Below are 15971 nucleotides of genomic sequence, written 5' to 3'. Positions count from 1 at the left end.
CCTGGCCCGCTGAAGAAATCCGCGAAGAGATTCGGCAACCATGTCGAGAACCCGCGCCCGGCTCCGTCCCCGTGGTGGAAGCAGCCGCAAGGCGACCACGAGGCGGCCCCTCCGGCCGCCGCGCACCGAGGAGAATCCCATGGCCAAGTACCTGATGCTCAAGCACTACCGGGGCGCCCCCGACCCGGTCAACAACGTGCCCATGGAGCGGTGGACGCCCGAGGAGTTCTCGGCACACGTCCGGTACATGAACGACTTCGCGGCCCGGCTGGTGGAGACCGGGGAGTTCGTCGGCGAGCAGGCGCTCGCGCCCGAGGGCGCCTGGGTCCGGTACGACGGGGAGGGGCGGCCGCCGGTGACCGACGGGCCGTTCGCCGAGACCAAGGACCTGATCGCCGGTTGGATGATCATCGACGTCGACTCGTACGAACGGGCCGTGGAGCTGGCCGGTGAGCTGTCGGCCGCTCCGGGCGCGGGCGGGAAGCCGATCCACGAGTGGCTGGAGCTGCGGCCGTTCCTCACCGCGCCGCCCACCATCGCGGAGTGACCTCACCGATGCCGATGGACGAACTGCTGCTCCGGAGCGTCGTCCCGGGCGTGCTCGGGGTCCTCGTCCGCCGCGGAGCCGACTTCGCGGCGGCCGAGGACGCCGTCCAGGACGCGCTGGTCGAGGCGGTGCGGGTCTGGCCCGCCGATCCACCGCGCGATCCGAAGGCGTGGCTGGTCACCGTGGCCTGGCGGCGGTTCCTCGACGCGACCCGGGCGGATGCCGCCCGGCGCCGGCGCGAGGAGCTGGTCGATGAGGAGCCGGAGCCCGGGCCCGCGCCCGGGACCGACGACACCCTCCAGCTCTACTTCCTCTGCGCCCACCCCTCCCTGACCTCCTCGTCCGCCGTCGCGCTCACGCTGCGGGCCGTCGGCGGGCTCACCACCCGGCAGATCGCCCAGGCCTACCTGGTGCCCGAGGCGACCATGGCGCAGCGCATCAGCCGGGCCAAGCGCACGGTCTCCACCGTGCCGTTCGACCGGCCCGGCGATGTCTCCACCGTGCTGCGCGTCCTCTACCTGGTCTTCAACGAGGGGTACTCCGGCGACCTCGACCTCGCCGCCGAGGCCATCCGCCTCACCCGCCGGCTCGCCGCCGCGATCGACCACCCCGAGGTGGCGGGGCTGCTCGCCCTGATGCTGCTCCACCACGCCCGGCGGGCCGCCCGCACCGCGCCCGACGGCAGCCTGGTGCCGCTCGCCGAGCAGGACCGGGGGCGGTGGGACACCGCGTCGATCGCCGAGGGGGTGCGGATCCTCCAGGCGGCCCTGGCGCGCGACCGGCTCGGTGAGTACCAGGCGCAGGCCGCCGTCGCCGCGCTCCACGCCGACGCGCCGACCGCCGCGGAGACCGACTGGGTGCAGATCGTGGAGTGGTACGACGAGCTGGCGGGCCTGACCGACAGCCCGGTGGTCCGGCTCAACCGGGCGGTGGCCGTCGGTGAGGCGGACGGGCCGCGCGCCGGTCTCGCCGCCCTGGCGGAGCTGGACGGTGCCCTGCCCCGGTACGCGGCGGTGGCTGCGTACCTCCATGAACGCGACGGCGACCTCGGCACGGCGGCGAAGCTGTACGCCGAGGCCGCCCGCAAGGCCCCGAACCTCGCCGAGCGCGACCATCTGACCCGGCAGGCCGCCCGCCTCAACTCCCGCCCTCAGCAGTGAGGTTCTCCCCGGCCGCGAGCCTCAGCCGTCAGCCAGGGCGCCCTTGAGGAGGGGGAGCAGGCGGTCCCAGTGGCGCTGGAGCCCGGCGGGGTCGAAGACGTCGGTGTCGGACATGGTGAACCCGTGGGCGGTGCCGGGGTAGACCTCGGAGGTGTGGTCGAAGCCCGCCGCGTCCAGGGCCTCGTTCAGCTCGCGCAGGCTCTCGGGCGTCATATCGCCTTCCGCGTGGCCGAAGTGGGCCCGCGCGGTGATCCGGGCGAGGGCCTCGGGCCCGGCGGCGCCCACGGGGGCGTGGAACGCGGCGAGCGCGGCGACCTGGTCCGGGTGGGCCGCGGCGGTGCGCGTCGCCAGGAGGCCGCCGAAGCAGTAGCCGGTCACGGCGACCGGGCCGGGGGCGACCTCGGGCCGGGTGGCGAGGAACCGGAGGAAGGCGTCGGCGTCGCGCAGGGAGCGTTCGGCGGTGTGCTCGTGGATCAGGGGCATCAGCCGGGAGAGGACGGCGGACCGCTCCTCTCCCCCGATGTACCCGGGGAGTTCGACCACCGGGGTCGGACCGTGCCGGTAGAAGATGTTGGGGACGAGTACGTAGTACCCGTGCCCGGCCAGTTCGGCGGCCATCTCCCGCAGCACGGGCCGGATGCCGAAGGCGTCCGGGTACATCAGCACCCCCGGGTGCCGCCCGCCGCCGTCGGGGAAGGCGGCGAAGGCGTCGGCCCGTCCGTCGGCGGTGGGGATGTGCGGTGTCTGTGTCCGGGTGGACATGCGGTCTCTCCTGTCGTGGCTGACGTGGGGCGCTGTGGTGAGCCGTGGGTCGGTACGACAGTAGGCGGAGAGGGTGGCATCGAGGCGATCGTCGGTCAGGGGCCCTGCCGCTCAGGGCGTCCGCGAACCGTCCGTCACCCGCTCCAGCCCGTAGAAGTCCGCCACGCACCCGCCCGGCCAGTACCGGGTGCCGCCCCCGCTGAACGGCTCCAGCATGGCGCTGATCACCAGCCGTTCGTACGGCATCACCCGCTCACCGTCCGCCGCCCCCTCCCGCAGCCGCCGGTCCTGCGCGTCCCACTTCTCCGCGCGCGCCCGCATGCCGGTGTCCAGGGTGAGCAGCGAGACGGCCGGTCCGAAGCAGACCAGCACGCAGAGCGCGGCGCACACGGCCTTCACCGGGGCCGTACGGCGTACGTACTGCCGTACCGCGAGGCCGGTCAGCGCCCCGGCCGCGACGAGGAGGACCACGTACAGCAGGAGGTAGTCGTTCCACAGGCGGTTGGCGCCCGGGTCGCTCACCCGGTCCTGGAAGACCGGGTAGGCGATCACCGTGCACAGGTAGCCGGAGAGCAGCAGGGTCAGCAGGCCGGTCCAGGCCAGCAGCGGCCAGTGGGCGGGCGGGGCGGGGGTGCGTCCGTCGCGGCGGCCGCAGAGCAGGCCGAGCAGGATGCCGACCGCGAGCCCGCCGGCGTACTGCCAGGTCGTGACCGTCTGGACGGTGATCTCCGCGAAGGCGCGCAGGGAGGCGGCGAGCGAGTCGGGGGCGAGCAGCGACGTGGTCTCCGCCCCGAACCGCTCGCGGCGGTGGCGGGAGCCGGGCGAGGTGATGAGGACGAGGCCGCCCGCCACCGTTCCGGCGATGCCCGCCCCGCACCACAGGCGGACGAACCCCCGGGCGGGCGCGGCGACCACCCGGCCGCTCACGACCAGCGTGGCCAGCAGCACCAGCACCACCACGATCGCCGTCTCCTCCGAGAGGGTGGCGAGGAACGCGCCCGCGAACAGGACGGCGGCGAGGGCGGGACCCCGGCCCCGGCGGGTGCGGGCGAGCAGCAGCGGGATCAGAGCGGCGCAGGCCAGGACCGGCGGCAGGGTATGCGAGACCGAGGCGGCGGGCCAGTAGAACGTCTTGTACGTGTTCGGCGTGACGAACAGGAACAGTGCGGTCACCATCGCCGCGACCAGCAGCGGCAGCCCGCGCGGCACCGTGATGCCGCCCCTGCGCAGCGCGACGACGGCCACCGCCCACAGGACCGCGAGGATCAGGACCCCGCTCACCGCCGGGTACCACTGGTGTCCGGCGACTTGGAACTTCGCGTACGTTCCGACCAGGAACGCGTTGGCGACCCGTCCGTTGTCGTCGAAGTAGAACTTCCCGACCAGGCCGGTGATCCCCTCGTCCCGTACGAGAGGGAGGAAGCACCAGTCGTCGGCGCTGGGCCGCACCCACCGGCCGAACCAGGACGCGGCGGCGAGCAGGGCGAGGGGCGGGAGCGCGAGGGCGCTCACCCAGAGCACGCTCCGGGGGCGGGCGTCGCGTGCCGGCCGCCCTCCCCTGTCCTCCCTGGCCTCCCCGGACTTGTCCGGCACAGCGGTCTCCTGGGTGACGTCGGTCTCCACGGTGCTCACCGGTCCTCGGAGGAGCGCACGGAGGTACGGGAGGAGGCGGTCGCCCTCGGTGCGAGCGGCCGGTCCGCAGCCACCGGGCGGCCGTGCGGCGGCTGGGCCGACCGGTCCGGCGCGGAGACCTGGGGGGTTGTGGGGGCCTCTGGTGCTGTTGAGGCTTCGGGGGCTCCGGGGGCCTGGGGCACGTCGGGTGTCCCCTTAGCCGCGGCGGCCTGGTCGCGGCGGCCCGACATGATCGCCCACCGCGCCAGCAGGAACGAGACCGGCGTGACGATCACCCCGGCCGCCAGCGCGGCGAGGTTCTTGTCCATCCCGAGACCGGTGACCGCGCCGTAGAGCAGTGCTCCGGACGCCACCAGGTTGGCCAGGCTGGAGACCGGATAGCGGACGAACCCGCGCCAGGTCGGCTTCGTCCGGCACGTGACGTAGGAGTTGAGGAGGAAGGAGCAGACGATGCTGACCGCGTAGCCGAGGACGTGGGCCACGAGGTAGGGGATCCAGCGGTTCAGCGAGGCGTAGACGCCCAGGTAGACGACGGTGTTGACGCAGCCGACGAGGACGAAGCTGGCGAACTGGCGGGCCGTACGGGACCGGGTGCCGGAACGCCCCTGATCAGCGGGCCGCCCTGGCCTGCGGACTCCCCCGGTCCTCGCAGCCGCCCCAGCTCCCCCGGCTCTCCCCGCTCTCCCGGCTCTCCCCTTCCTCTCAGCTCTCCCGTCCCTCCCGTCCCTCCCGTCCCTCCCGGCTCCCCGATGACCGGCGTCCCGGTCGGCAGGCCGCGCTCCGGCCGGGTCCGGCAGGTCGCGTCGGTCTCCCGCACCACGTACGGCGGGCGGTGTTTCGCCTCGTGGTAGATGCGGCCCACGTACTCGCCGATGACGCCGAGGGTGACCAGCTGGATGCCGCCCAGCGCCACGACGGCGGTGAGGAGGGTGGCGTACCCCGGGGTGTCCGCACCGTGCAGGACCACGGTGATCACCGTCCACAGCGCGTACGCCAATGCCGAGACGAAGACCCAGAAGCCGGTGTAGATGGCGAGGCGGAGGGGGCGGTTGTTGAAGGAGAGGAGGCCGTCGATGCCGTAGTTCAGCAGCCGTCGGCTCCCCCACTTGGACCGGCCGGCCACCCGCTCGCTGTTGCGGTAGCGGAAGCTGACCGTGTCGAAGCCGATCCAGGAGAAGATCCCCTTGGAGAAGCGGTTGCTCTCGGGGAGGGAGAGGACGCTCTCCACGGCCCGCCGCGACAGCAGCCGGAAGTCGCCCGAGCCGTCGATGAGCTCCACGTCCATGCACCGCCGCACCAGGGCGTAGTACGTGTGGCTCAGCGTGGAGCGCACCACGCCTTCGCCCGCCCGGTCGCGGCGCGGGATGACCTGGTCGTAGCCGTGCCGGTGCAGTTCGAGCATGCGGGGGATCAGCTCGGGCGGGTGCTGGAGGTCGGCGTCCATGATGACCACCGCCGCGCCGCGCGACATGCGCAGACCGGCGAGCATGGCGGCCTCCTTGCCGAAGTTGCGGCTGAAGGCGGTGTAGTGGACGCGCTCGTCACGCAGGGCGAGGGCGCCGAGGAGTTCGCGGGTGGTGTCGCCGCTGCCGTCATCCACGTAACAGATCTCGAAGGGGGCGCCGAGCCCTTCGAGGACGGTGAGCAGGGCGGTGTGGAAGGTGCCGAGCACCTCTGCCTCGTTGAAACACGGCACGACGACGGAGAGCTGAAGGCCGTTCACGGGAAACCTCCGGACTTCGGCGGCGGCCGGTCACTTACATCACATAGGGATGCTTTGCACACTTTTCCCTAGGTTTGCCCATCGGGTGAGGGAGACCGGGCCTTGCCGCCCCGGACGCGCGAGCCGCAGCACCCTTTCATCCGAACAGCGCAGACACCCGAGGGCGGCACCGAGGCCGCCGGAACTCCGGGTCGCGGGGTCCGATAGGCGGACATAACCTCGCAGACGTGACGCCATCCGTGGACCGTATCCGGAGCTCCGCGCCCGGCAGGGCCCTGCTCTCCGGCCTGCTCACCACGCTCTTCGCCGCATGCTGGCTCGCCGTGCCCGCAGCGGTTCAGGCGCGCGCGGAGGACCCGGTGGAGCTCTCCCGGGACGGCCAGATCACCGACCAGGTGGGCGCCCTCCAGGACCGGGACGGTGCGGTGGACGACGCCCTCGACCGGCTCTACGCCGAGCGGCGCATCCAGCTCTTCGTCGTCTACGTACGCGACTTCTCCGGGCGCTCCGGGCAGACCTGGAGCGACGAGACCGCCAACCGCAACGGGCTCGGCCAGGACGATGTGCTGCTCTCCGTCGCCACCCACGACCGGCAGTACGCCTACTCCGTGGACGCGGGCTCCCGGCTCACCGACGAGCAGCTGCGCGAGGTGGCGTCCACCGCGATCGAACCCGCGCTGCGCGAAGACGACTGGGCGGGGGCGGCGATCGGGGCGGCGGACGGGTACGCCTCCACCCTGGCCGGGCGGCCCGTGACCGCTCCCGCCATCACCCCGGGCCCCAGCGACCCCGGCACCGGCGCCTCCGGCCCCTCCGGTGCGGGCGACCTCATCCTGCCGGTGGTCGTCGTCGGGGGCGCGGGGGCGCTCGCCGTGTTCGCGTACACCCGGCGCAAGCGGCGCTCCACGACCCGCACCACCCCGGCCGCCACCGGCTGGGGGCGCGGCGCGGGAACGGCGGACGGGCCGGTCCCGCTGGAGGAGCTGGACGCGCGGGCGAAGCAGCTGCTCGTCGACACCGACGACGCGGTCCGTACGAGCGAGGAGGAACTCGGCTTCGCGACCGCCCAGTTCGGCGAGGAGGCGGCGAAGCCGTTCACCGAGGCGGTGGCCAGGGCCAAGGACGAGCTGACCCGGTCGTTCCGGCTGCGCCAGCAGCTCGACGACGCCTTCCCCGAGGACGACGCCACCCGGCGCCGGATGCTGGAGGAGATCCTCGCCCGGTGCACGGCCGCCGACGAGGGCCTCGACGCCGTCGCGGAGGACTTCGACCGGCTGCGCGCCCTGGAGCGCGACGCCCCGCAGGCCCTGGCCGCCGTCGCGACCACGTACAGCTCGCTCACGGGGCGCGTCCCGGGTGCCGAGGCGACGGTCACGGGGATGCGTGAGCGGTACGGGGACGGGGCCGCCGCCCCCGTCGCGGGCGCTGTCGGCCAGGCCGAGGACCGGCTCGCCTTCGCCGGCTCCGCCCTGGACCAGGCCCGGCAGGCGGTCGGCTCCACCGACCACGCCCGGGCCGCCGTCTACATCCGGGCCACCGAGGGCGCGGTCGGCCAGGCGGGCACCCTCATCGACGCGGTGGACCGGCGCGCGGCGGAGCTGGCCGAGGCGGCCGGGAAGCTGCCCGCCGCCCTCACCGAGACGGAGACCGATCTCGCCGACGCGCGCGGCCTCCTCGAAGGGACCGCCCAGGCCACCTCCACGGCCGACCTGCGGGGCCGGATCGCCCGCGCCGAGGCCGTACTCACCGACGTACGGGAGGCGATGGCGGCCGGGCCGTACGACCCGGTCGACGCGCTGCGCCGGGTGGAGGAGGCCGACGCGGCGCTGGACGAGGCGCTCGCCGGGGCCCGGGAGCAGGAGGCGGGCGGCCGGCGGGCGCGCTCGCTCCTGGACCAGGCGATGCTCACCGCCCGCTCCGCGATCGGGGCCGCGGCCGACTACATCACCACCCACCGGGGCGCGGTCGGCGCCCCGGCCCGTACCCGGCTGGCGGAGGCCCAGCGCCGCTGGGAGCAGGCCCGGCAGCTGGCCGACGCCGACGCCCAGGGCGCCCTGGGCGAGGCCCAGCAGGCGGACGCGCTGGCCCGGCAGGCGCTGGAGCTGGCCGCGCAGGACGTACGGGGCTTCCAGGGGCCGCAGGGACCGGGAGGCTTCGGCGGGTCCGGCGGCCGGATGCGGGGTGGAGGCGGGATGGGCGGGGCGGTGCTCGGCGGGATCATCCTCGGCGGGCTGTTCGGCGGCGGAGGCGGCCGGGGCGGCATGGGCGGCGGCCTCGGCGGGGGGTACGGAGGCGGCGGCCGGTCCGGCGGTTTCGGCGCCGGGCCCGGCAGCTTCGGCGGGGGCGGCACACGGGGGCGCCGAGGCGGTGGCGGGCGCTTCTGAACGATCCGGGCCGCACCGGCGGCCCTCCCCGAACGCCCCTGGCCGCACCGGCGGGGCGGCCTCTCCGAACGACCGGCACACACCACAACGCAGCTGTTCTCGAATCCCAAGGAGCCGTGCCATGACCAAGCAGACCGTACTCGGCCGCGTCACCCAGCTGGCCAAGGCCAACATCAACGCCCTGCTGGACCAGGCGGAGGACCCGCAGAAGATGCTGGACCAGCTGATCCGCGACTACACCAGCAACATCGCGGAGGCCGAGCAGGCGGTGGCCGCCACCATCGGCAACCTGCGGCTGATGGAGCAGGACCACAAGGAGGATGTGGAGGCGGCCGCCGAGTGGGGCTCCAAGGCGCTGGCGGCCAGCCGGAAGGCCGACGAGCTGCGCGGGGCGGGGTCGGGCGCGGAGGCGGACACGTTCGACAACCTGGCCAAGGTGGCGCTGGGCCGGCAGCTCCGGTCCGAGCAGGAGGCGAGCACGGCGATGCCGACGATCGCCTCCCAGACCGAGGTGGTGGACAAGCTCAGGGCGGGGCTGGACCAGATGAAGGCCAAGCTCTCCGAGCTGAAGGCCAAGCGCGACGAGCTGGTGGCGCGGGCCACGTCGGCGCAGGCGCAGAACCGGATGATGGACGCCGTGAAGAACATCGACGTCCTGGACCCGACGAGCGAGCTGAGCCGCTTCGAGGAGAAGGTGCGGCGCGAGGAGGCCCGGGCGCTGGGCAAGCAGGAGCTGGCCGCCTCCTCGCTGGACGCGCAGTTCGAGCAGCTGGACAGCCTGGGCGCCGGCGCGGAGGTGGAGGCCCGGCTGGCGGCCCTGAAGGCGAGTGGCTCCTAGCGGCTCAGTACATGCTCAGCAGCTGCTCCACCGAGAGCTCGGCGGCCGGTGCCCCGGTCGGCAGGGCCAGTTCGAACCAGACGGTCTTGCCGCGCGGGGTCCGGCGTGAGCCCCACGCCGCGCTGAGCAGGCCGACCAGCTGGAGCCCGCGCCCGCCCTCGTCGGTGTCGCGGGCCCGGCGGCGGCGCGGCTGGACGAGTCCGGCGTCCCACACCTCGCAGACCAGGGTGCGGTCGCGCAGCAGCCGGAGCCGGATCTCGCCCTCGCCGTACCGCAGGGCGTTGGTGACCAGCTCGCTGACGAGGAGTTCGGTGGTGTCGACCAGGTCGTCGAGGTCCCAGGCCATCAGCTGGGAGCGGGCCAGCTCGCGGGCGCGCCCCACCGAACGCGGTTCGCGCGGCAGCGTCCAGTCCCCGACCGCCTCGCCGGGCAGCCCCTGGATACGGGCCATCAGCAGGGCGATGTCGTCCTCGCCGTGCCGGGTGTCGAGGGTGGAGAGGACGAAGTCGCAGGCGTCCTCCAAGGGCATCTGCGGTCCGGTGAGCACGGAGCGCAGGGCGTCCAGGCCTTCGTCGAGAGGCTGGTCGCGGGATTCGACGAGCCCGTCGGTGTAGAGGGTGAGCAGGGCGTTCTCGGCCAGCTCCACCTCCACCTCCTCGAACGGCTCGCCACCGACGCCCAGCGGCATCCCCGGCGGTACGTCGATGAGCCGGGCGGGCCTGCCGGGTTCGACCACGGCCGGGGGGAGGTGGCCGGCGTTGGCGAACGTACAGCGTCGGGTGACCGGGTCGTAGACCGCGTACACACAGGTCGCGAGGTACACCTCGGAGAGGTCCGCCTCCCGCGACTTCTGCGCGGCGCGGGAGGGCCACTGGGCGCCCCCGCTGCCGCCGAGCCCCTCGCTGCGCTCGCCACCGCCCGGCGAGCCGAGGCCGCGCGCCACCTCGTCGAGGGCGGAGAGGACTTCGGCGGGTTCGAGGTCGAGGAGGGCCAGGGTCCGTACGGCGGTGCGGAGTTCGCCCATGGCGACGGCGGCGCGCAGGCCCCGGCCCATGACGTCGCCGACGACCAGGGCGGTGCGGTGTCCGGGCAGTTCGATGACGTCGAACCAGTCGCCGCCGACCTCGGTGGCGGTGTTGCCGGGGAGGTAGCGGCAGGCGATGTCGAGTCCGGCGGCCTCGGGGTCGCCGGGGGGCAGCAGGCTGCGCTGGAGGATCAGGGCGCGTTCGTGCTCGCGGCGGTAGAGGCGGGCGTTGTCGATGCAGACGGCGGCGCGGGCGGCCAGTTCGGTGGCGAGCGCCCGGTCCCGCTCGCCGAACGGCTCGCTCCCCTTCGTACGGGAGAACTGCACCAGGCCGACGACGGTGTCGTGGGCCACCATCGGCACGGCGAGCGTCGACTGCACGAACCCCATGTCGTCGCCGGGGACGTCCTCGACGTGGCCCGAGCGCAGGGCGATGGCGCAGGGCGAGCCGAAGGGGAAGCGGTGGACCGAGCCGAGCGCGGGCGGCAGGTCGTGGGGGCCCAGGGAGCCGCTGCCCGCCACGGCGGTCGGCAGGGCGTCGGCGACGGCGCTGGCGTGGGCGACCCGGCGCAGCTCGGCCGAGCCGCCGCCGGACTCGCGGTGCGGGGGCGCCCAGGATCCTGGCGCGGCCTCCTCGCCGGTGAGCAGGCCCTGGTAGAGGTCGACGGCGGCCAGGTCGCAGAAGCCGGGGACGGCGACGTCGAGGAGCTCGCGGGCGGTGGTCTCCAGGTCCAGGGAGTTGCCGATACGGGCGCTGGCCTCGTTGAGGAGGGCCAGGTTGCGGCGGGCGCTGGCGGCCTCACGGGCGGCGATGTGGCGGCGGGTGACATCGGTGGCGAGACCGGCGACGCCGACGGGGCGGCCCGCGCCGCTGTGCACCCGGTAGAGGTTCATGGACCAGTGGCGGCGGCCGGCCCCGCCGGGGGTGGGCCCGACCAGCTGGAGGTCGGTGACGGACTCGCCGGTCTCCAGGACGCGTTTCAGGGTGGCGGCCAGCCGCTCGGCCTCGGGGCCCGGGAGGTAGTCGTCGACCGTGCGGCCCCGGTGGTCGTCGGCCGCGCCGCCGAAGACGGTGGCGAAGCGCTGGTTGGCCCGTACGACGGTGAAGTCCGTACCGAACAGCACGAAGCCGAAAGGAGATTGGCCGAATATGGCCTGCGAGGCGGCGAGATCGGTCTCGATCCTCCGCAACGCCCGGACGTCCACGACGATGCAGAGCGCGGCCCGCTCACCGTCCGCGGTCTCACTGGGCATCACATAGACCTCGGCGAGCCCGTGCGCACCGCCCTCGCCCGGCATCCGGAACGGGACGAGGCCCGTCCACTCCCGGCCGTCCAGGATCTCACCGACGCGGCGGTGACCGTCCGCGCGCAGCTCGGCCGGCATGAAGGCCTCGACCGGGTCACGCCCGATCGCCTCGTCCGCGGCCATGCCGAAGAGACCGGCGGCCCGGCGGCTCCACTGCTCGATCAGACCGTCGGGGCCGATCGAGAAGGAGGCGACCCTGATGTAGTCGTAGATCGAACCGGGCGGACTGCTCTGCCACACGACGTCGCCCGTTGTCCCAGGTATTTCGCTCACGCGACCGTCCCCTCCAGCTCACACACCGGACCGGTCCTGCCCGCAGTATTCAGCACTACGGCCCCGACCGACACGGCGTTCACGATCACAGCAAGGTCTCAGTCCCTTTCAGCCAGGTTCTGCCCGACCTCTGGTGATCGCTGTGCGTCCCTCCCCACTCCTAACCAGGGAGAGCGAGCTCGAACCACACCGTCTTGCCACTCTTTCCTCGACGGGTCCCCCAACGGCGTGCGGAACAAGCCACGAGCTGCAGTCCCCGGCCACCCTCGTCATCGGGTCCCGCACTGCGTTCGGTGGGTGGATCCGGAAGCGGATCGGAGACCTCCACCAGCAGTCCGGGGGTGGCGGGAGGGGGGTCGACGGTGAGCCGGAGGTCGGTGGCGAAGTCTCCGGTCAGCCCACCGGCCCCGTTGCTCCCGGCACGCGGGCGCGTGCGCGCCAGCCGGACGCCGATGGGGCCGGAGGCGTACCGCAGGGAGTTGGTGACCAGCTCGCTGACCAGCAGAACGGCGAGGTCACCGACGGTCGTGTCCAGGCCCCAGCAGTCCAGGGCGTCGCGGACGGCGTGCCGGGCGCTGCGCACGGAACCGGGTTGGGCCGGGAAGGCCCACTCGGCGCAGTCGCCTTCGGTATCGATCACGCCGATCACTTCCCAGGGACAGCCACGGGCTCACCGCATAGATAAATAGGGACTAAATAGCCCATACCCACCATTTATTGCTTACTACCGCGGAGGCCTGCGTTTGGTGCAGACGGGGGTACGTGGCGCCGCCCGCCGCACGGCGGGGATCAGCGCAGCTCGCCCGCGGCCGCGAGGTCGTCGAAGAGGAGCTGGTCGACCGGTGGCACGCGGGGACGGTCGGCGTAGGAGAACCACGCCACCTCCTCGATCTCGCTGCTCGCGGCCAGGGTCCCGCGATAGTCGGCGTAGTAGCAGCTCATCGTGACGAGGGGGGCGCCCGGACCGTCATGGGCGTGTGCTTCGTACGTACCGGCGTGGAGGACCGTCTCCGGGAGCAGGGCGACCGTCAGCTCCTCCTCGATCTCGCGCAGGAGGGTCTCCCGATCGGTCTCGGCGCCCTCGCGCTTGCCGCCCGGGATGTAGAAGACGTCCTTGCCCTGGGGGCGGGCACAGAGAATCCTGCCGCCCTCGATCCGCACCCAGGCCACCGTGTCGATCAGCACCGGTTCCACCGCTCCGCCCTCGCTCGCTCGCCGCGCCCGGGGCGCTCGCCCCGGACGGGCGGGACCCTACCGCGCGTGCGGCAGGGTCCCGGGACGTATCAGGCGGGAGCCTCACCCCTCGGGCCCTCAAGCACTCCGGGCCTCCAGGCCCTCCGGCACTCCGGCCCTCAGCCCTTCAGGGCCGGCCGCCCTGGCCCATGCGCTCCACCCGGTAGACCTGGCGGTGCTTGCGGTCGTCGAGGCCGTCCGCGACCTTCTGCGCCTCGGCCTGTGTGGCATATCTGCCGACGCGATAGCGGTTGCCGCTGTCGTCCTGCCGTATCACCAGCCACGGGAGCACGGCACCGCTGTCGCTCATCGTGTCGCTCCCCCGCATGTCGCCCCTCTTTCCGCCGGCGCACACGTCACCGGCGCGCACGTCTCTAAGGATCCCCAGGAAACCGCAGTACGCATATGCCCGAGCGTACGCCTGACCTTCACTCAGCGCAGGCGGCTTTGCACAAAGAGATACACATCCGGCCATGACGAAGGGGGCGCATCCGCTGGATGCGCCCCCTTCACGGCATCATCGCCCCTGGTCCCGGACCCACCGCCCGGCCCGACGGGGCGTCAACTCATCTGACCGGCAAGTGATAAGCGACCCGGTAGCGATCGGCGGGCACCACCACGTCGGCCGTCTCCACAGCACGTCCCGAGGCGTAGTACGTACGCCCGATCACGATGACCACATGACCAGGCACCCCGCCGAGCGCCAGCAACTCCTCCGCCAGCCCCGGGCGCGCACCGACCTCCTCCGCCACGTTGTCCACGACGATGTCGATGGCCGCCATCCGGTCGACCACCCCGCAGCCGCCCAGCGGACCCTCCTCAGGGAGCATCACCGGCGTACGCCCGGTGACAGAAAGGGGCTCCCAGGAGGTGGAGAGCATGATCGGCTCACCCGCCTCCCGGAACACGTAATGCGTCCGCATGACCCGGTCGCCCGCCTCGATACCGAGCCGCTCGGCGACCTCGGCGCTCGCCCCCTCCTGCTCGCTGCGCGACTCCCAGGTGCCGCGCACCCCGTCGGCGGTCTGCTCCTGGCGGAACGGGCTGGCCCCCTTCCCCGGCCGGTACCCGGAGCGGGCGATCATGCGGGGGACGGGGCGCTCGCGGACGTACGTACCGGAGCCCGAGCGGCCCTCCACCAGCCCCTCGGCCATCAGGACCTTGCGCGCCTCCAGGGCGACGGTGTCCGAGACCCCGTACTCCTCCCGGATGCGGGCCTGCGACGGCAGGCGGGTATGGGGCGGCAGCGCGCCGTTCACGATCTTCTCCCGCAGATCGCTCGCCACGCGCAGATAGGCGGGCTGCTCACCGAAAGTCACAGGCCACTCCCAACAGGTTGACAGTCTGCAACAGCCTGACAACCGTGGGTTGTGCACCGCAAGCATGGGCCAGGGTTTCACTCAATGTGATGACAGTGCGGTGGATCATGCATGGATCGACCGCGAGCGCCAGAGCGGTTCCCGGACATTCGCCACCCCGGGCCCGCCACGAACCTGCCCCGAACCCCCCTGAACGACACAGCGACAGAGAGCCACAACTCCCGGACTCCTGACCATACTCTTGACCATTTTTGGTCCAGACCAATACCTTCCTGTGCACAGCACGGCTCCACATGTCCCTTCCGCATCCGCACGTCCCTTCCGTACCGGATCACGCACAGGAACGAGCCTCATGCCCCGAAGAAACCTGTCCCGACTGACCATCGCGGGCGTCACCTTCGCCCTGCTGGCGAGTGCCGCCCCGGCCGCCGTGGCCGGCCCGGACCAAGGCCGGAGCAGCGGCGGCGACCGCTCCAAGGGCCACCACCGCCCGCGTACAAGAACATCGGCTACTTCACCCAGTGGGGCGTCTACGGGCGCGACTTCCAGGTCAACGACCTGCAGACCAGCGGGTCCGCGGCCAAGCTGACCCACATCAACTACGCCTTCGGCAACGTCAGCGCCGAGGGCAAGTGCTTCACCGGCAACATCGCCGGGCAGGCCGACGCCTGGGCGGACTACGCCCGCCCGCTCGACGCGGCGAACTCGGTGGACGGCGTCGCCGACACCGACACCCAGGCGCTCGCGGGCAACTTCAACCAGCTCCGCAAGCTGAAGGCCAAGAACCCCGGCCTCAAGGTCATGATCTCGCTCGGCGGCTGGAGCTGGTCCACCCACTTCTCCGACTCGGTGCGCACGGCGGCCTCCCGCAAGGCGCTCGTCGCCTCCTGCATCGACCTGTACATCAAGGGCAACCTGCCCCAGGACGGGGTGCGTGGCGGCCAGGGCGCGGCGGCCGGTGTCTTCGACGGCATCGACGTCGACTGGGAGTGGCCCGGCTCGGCGGCCAACGAGGGCACGGTCTTCCGCCCGGAGGACAAGAAGAACTTCACCGCTCTGATCGGCGAGTTCCGCACGCAGCTGGACGCGTACGCGAAGAGCCGGGCGAAGGCCGCCAAGGGCAAGGGCCACGGGCACCACAAGCCGAAGCCCAAGCACTACGACCTGTCGGCGTACGTCCCGGCCAACCCGAAGGCGATCGACGCGGGCTTCGACGTGAAGCGCCTGATGAAGGACTTCGACTTCGTCAACCTTCAGGGCTACGACTACCACGTGTCGGGCGAGAAGAAGACGGCGCAGCAGTCGGCGCTGTACGCGAAGGACGACTTCAGCGTCGACCAGACCGTCCGGGACTGGGTCAAGCGCGGCGCCCCCAAGCACAAGCTCGTGGTGGGCATGCCGACGTACGGCCAGGGCTGGACCGGAGTGAGCGGCGGCGGCAAGGGCCTCGGCCAGCCGGCCACCGGCCCGGCTCCGGCCACCTGGGCGAACGGCTACGAGGACTACAAGGTCCTGAAGAAGCTGGCGGAGTCCGGCACGTTCACGGTCCACCGGGACACGAGGAACGGCCACGCCTGGCTCTTCGACGGGACCACCCTGTGGACCTACGACGACCCGCAGGTGCTGCGCGCCAAGACCTCGTACATCCGGGACAAGGGCCTGGGTGGCGCGATGTTCTGGTCGCTGGACGGGGACACGGACGACGGTGAGCTGGTCACCACCGTCGACCGCGGGCTCAACCGGCGGTAACCGGGCCTGGACGAAAGGA

13 protein-coding genes and 1 pseudogene are annotated in these 15971 nt (G+C 72.7%); 5 read left to right on the top strand and 9 right to left on the bottom strand.

Features of this window, described 5'->3' with window-relative positions:
• Window positions 1–139: 139 nt before the first annotated feature.
• Window positions 140–547 carry a YciI family protein gene (locus D6270_RS22455; protein ID WP_109163806.1) on the top strand — a complete coding sequence of 136 codons (408 nt, stop codon included), beginning with the start codon at window positions 140–142 and terminating at the stop codon, window positions 545–547.
• Between the two features lie 14 nt (window positions 548–561).
• Window positions 562–1707 (top strand): RNA polymerase sigma factor, encoded by a 1146-nt coding sequence (locus D6270_RS22450; protein WP_109167306.1) that lies wholly within the window; start codon window positions 562–564, stop codon window positions 1705–1707.
• A gap of 21 nt (window positions 1708–1728) precedes the next feature.
• Here D6270_RS22450 and D6270_RS22445 read toward each other — a convergent pair whose 3' ends face one another.
• The 4 genes from D6270_RS22445 to D6270_RS22435 all read right to left on the bottom strand — a co-directional run bounded on the left by D6270_RS22445 (window position 1729) and on the right by D6270_RS22435 (window position 5824).
• Window positions 1729–2469: a dienelactone hydrolase family protein gene (locus D6270_RS22445; protein ID WP_109163807.1), complete on the bottom strand. Its 741-nt coding sequence runs from the start codon at window positions 2467–2469 to the stop codon at window positions 1729–1731.
• Between the two features lie 111 nt (window positions 2470–2580).
• Window positions 2581–4092: a DUF6056 family protein gene (locus D6270_RS22440; RefSeq protein ID WP_109167307.1), complete on the bottom strand. Its 1512-nt coding sequence runs from the start codon at window positions 4090–4092 to the stop codon at window positions 2581–2583.
• A gap of 5 nt (window positions 4093–4097) precedes the next feature.
• Window positions 4098–4607 (bottom strand): GtrA family protein, encoded by a 510-nt coding sequence (locus D6270_RS34045; protein ID WP_413251965.1) that lies wholly within the window; start codon window positions 4605–4607, stop codon window positions 4098–4100.
• Window positions 4604–5824, bottom strand: a complete 1221-nt coding sequence (locus D6270_RS22435) for a glycosyltransferase family 2 protein (RefSeq protein WP_413251939.1) — start codon at window positions 5822–5824, stop codon at window positions 4604–4606. The genes D6270_RS34045 and D6270_RS22435 overlap by 4 nt, the downstream gene beginning before the upstream one ends.
• A 239-nt stretch (window positions 5825–6063) precedes the next feature.
• Here D6270_RS22435 and D6270_RS22430 point away from each other — a divergent pair, with 239 nt between their 5' ends.
• Window positions 6064–8208 carry a TPM domain-containing protein gene (locus tag D6270_RS22430; protein ID WP_109163809.1) on the top strand — a complete coding sequence of 715 codons (2145 nt, stop codon included), beginning with the start codon at window positions 6064–6066 and terminating at the stop codon, window positions 8206–8208.
• Window positions 8209–8329: 121 nt separating this feature from the next.
• The gene (locus tag D6270_RS22425; protein ID WP_109163810.1) at window positions 8330–9046 is read left to right on the top strand and encodes a PspA/IM30 family protein; all 717 of its coding nucleotides are present in this window, start codon (window positions 8330–8332) and stop codon (window positions 9044–9046) included.
• 4 nt (window positions 9047–9050) lie between these two features.
• Here the strand turns inward: D6270_RS22425 and D6270_RS22420 are convergent, their stop codons facing one another.
• From D6270_RS22420 to D6270_RS22400, 5 genes are all read right to left on the bottom strand, one after another.
• Entirely contained in the window at window positions 9051–11618 is a 2568-nt protein-coding gene (locus D6270_RS22420) for a SpoIIE family protein phosphatase (RefSeq protein ID WP_204117196.1), read from the bottom strand.
• 193 nt (window positions 11619–11811) lie between these two features.
• Complete coding sequence (locus tag D6270_RS22415; protein WP_109163812.1) at window positions 11812–12300, bottom strand: ATP-binding protein; 489 nt, start codon at window positions 12298–12300, stop codon at window positions 11812–11814.
• Between the two features lie 140 nt (window positions 12301–12440).
• On the bottom strand, window positions 12441–12845 hold the full coding sequence (locus tag D6270_RS22410) for an NUDIX hydrolase (protein ID WP_109163813.1): 405 nt from the start codon (window positions 12843–12845) through the stop codon (window positions 12441–12443).
• Between the two features lie 166 nt (window positions 12846–13011).
• Window positions 13012–13212, bottom strand: a complete 201-nt coding sequence (locus D6270_RS22405) for a hypothetical protein (protein ID WP_084749037.1) — start codon at window positions 13210–13212, stop codon at window positions 13012–13014.
• 238 nt (window positions 13213–13450) lie between these two features.
• The gene (locus D6270_RS22400; RefSeq protein WP_109163814.1) at window positions 13451–14203 is read right to left on the bottom strand and encodes a GntR family transcriptional regulator; all 753 of its coding nucleotides are present in this window, start codon (window positions 14201–14203) and stop codon (window positions 13451–13453) included.
• A 352-nt stretch (window positions 14204–14555) separates the two neighbouring features.
• Between D6270_RS22400 and D6270_RS22395 the strand changes: the two are divergent.
• Window positions 14556–15952: pseudogene (locus D6270_RS22395) on the top strand (glycoside hydrolase family 18 protein).
• Window positions 15953–15971: the final 19 nt, after the last annotated feature.

The organism is Streptomyces griseus subsp. griseus, from assembly GCF_003610995.1.
Lineage (GTDB): Bacteria > Actinomycetota > Actinomycetes > Streptomycetales > Streptomycetaceae > Streptomyces.
Note: the sequence above shows the minus strand (reverse complement) of the source record. Positions and strands in the feature narration are given on the sequence as shown.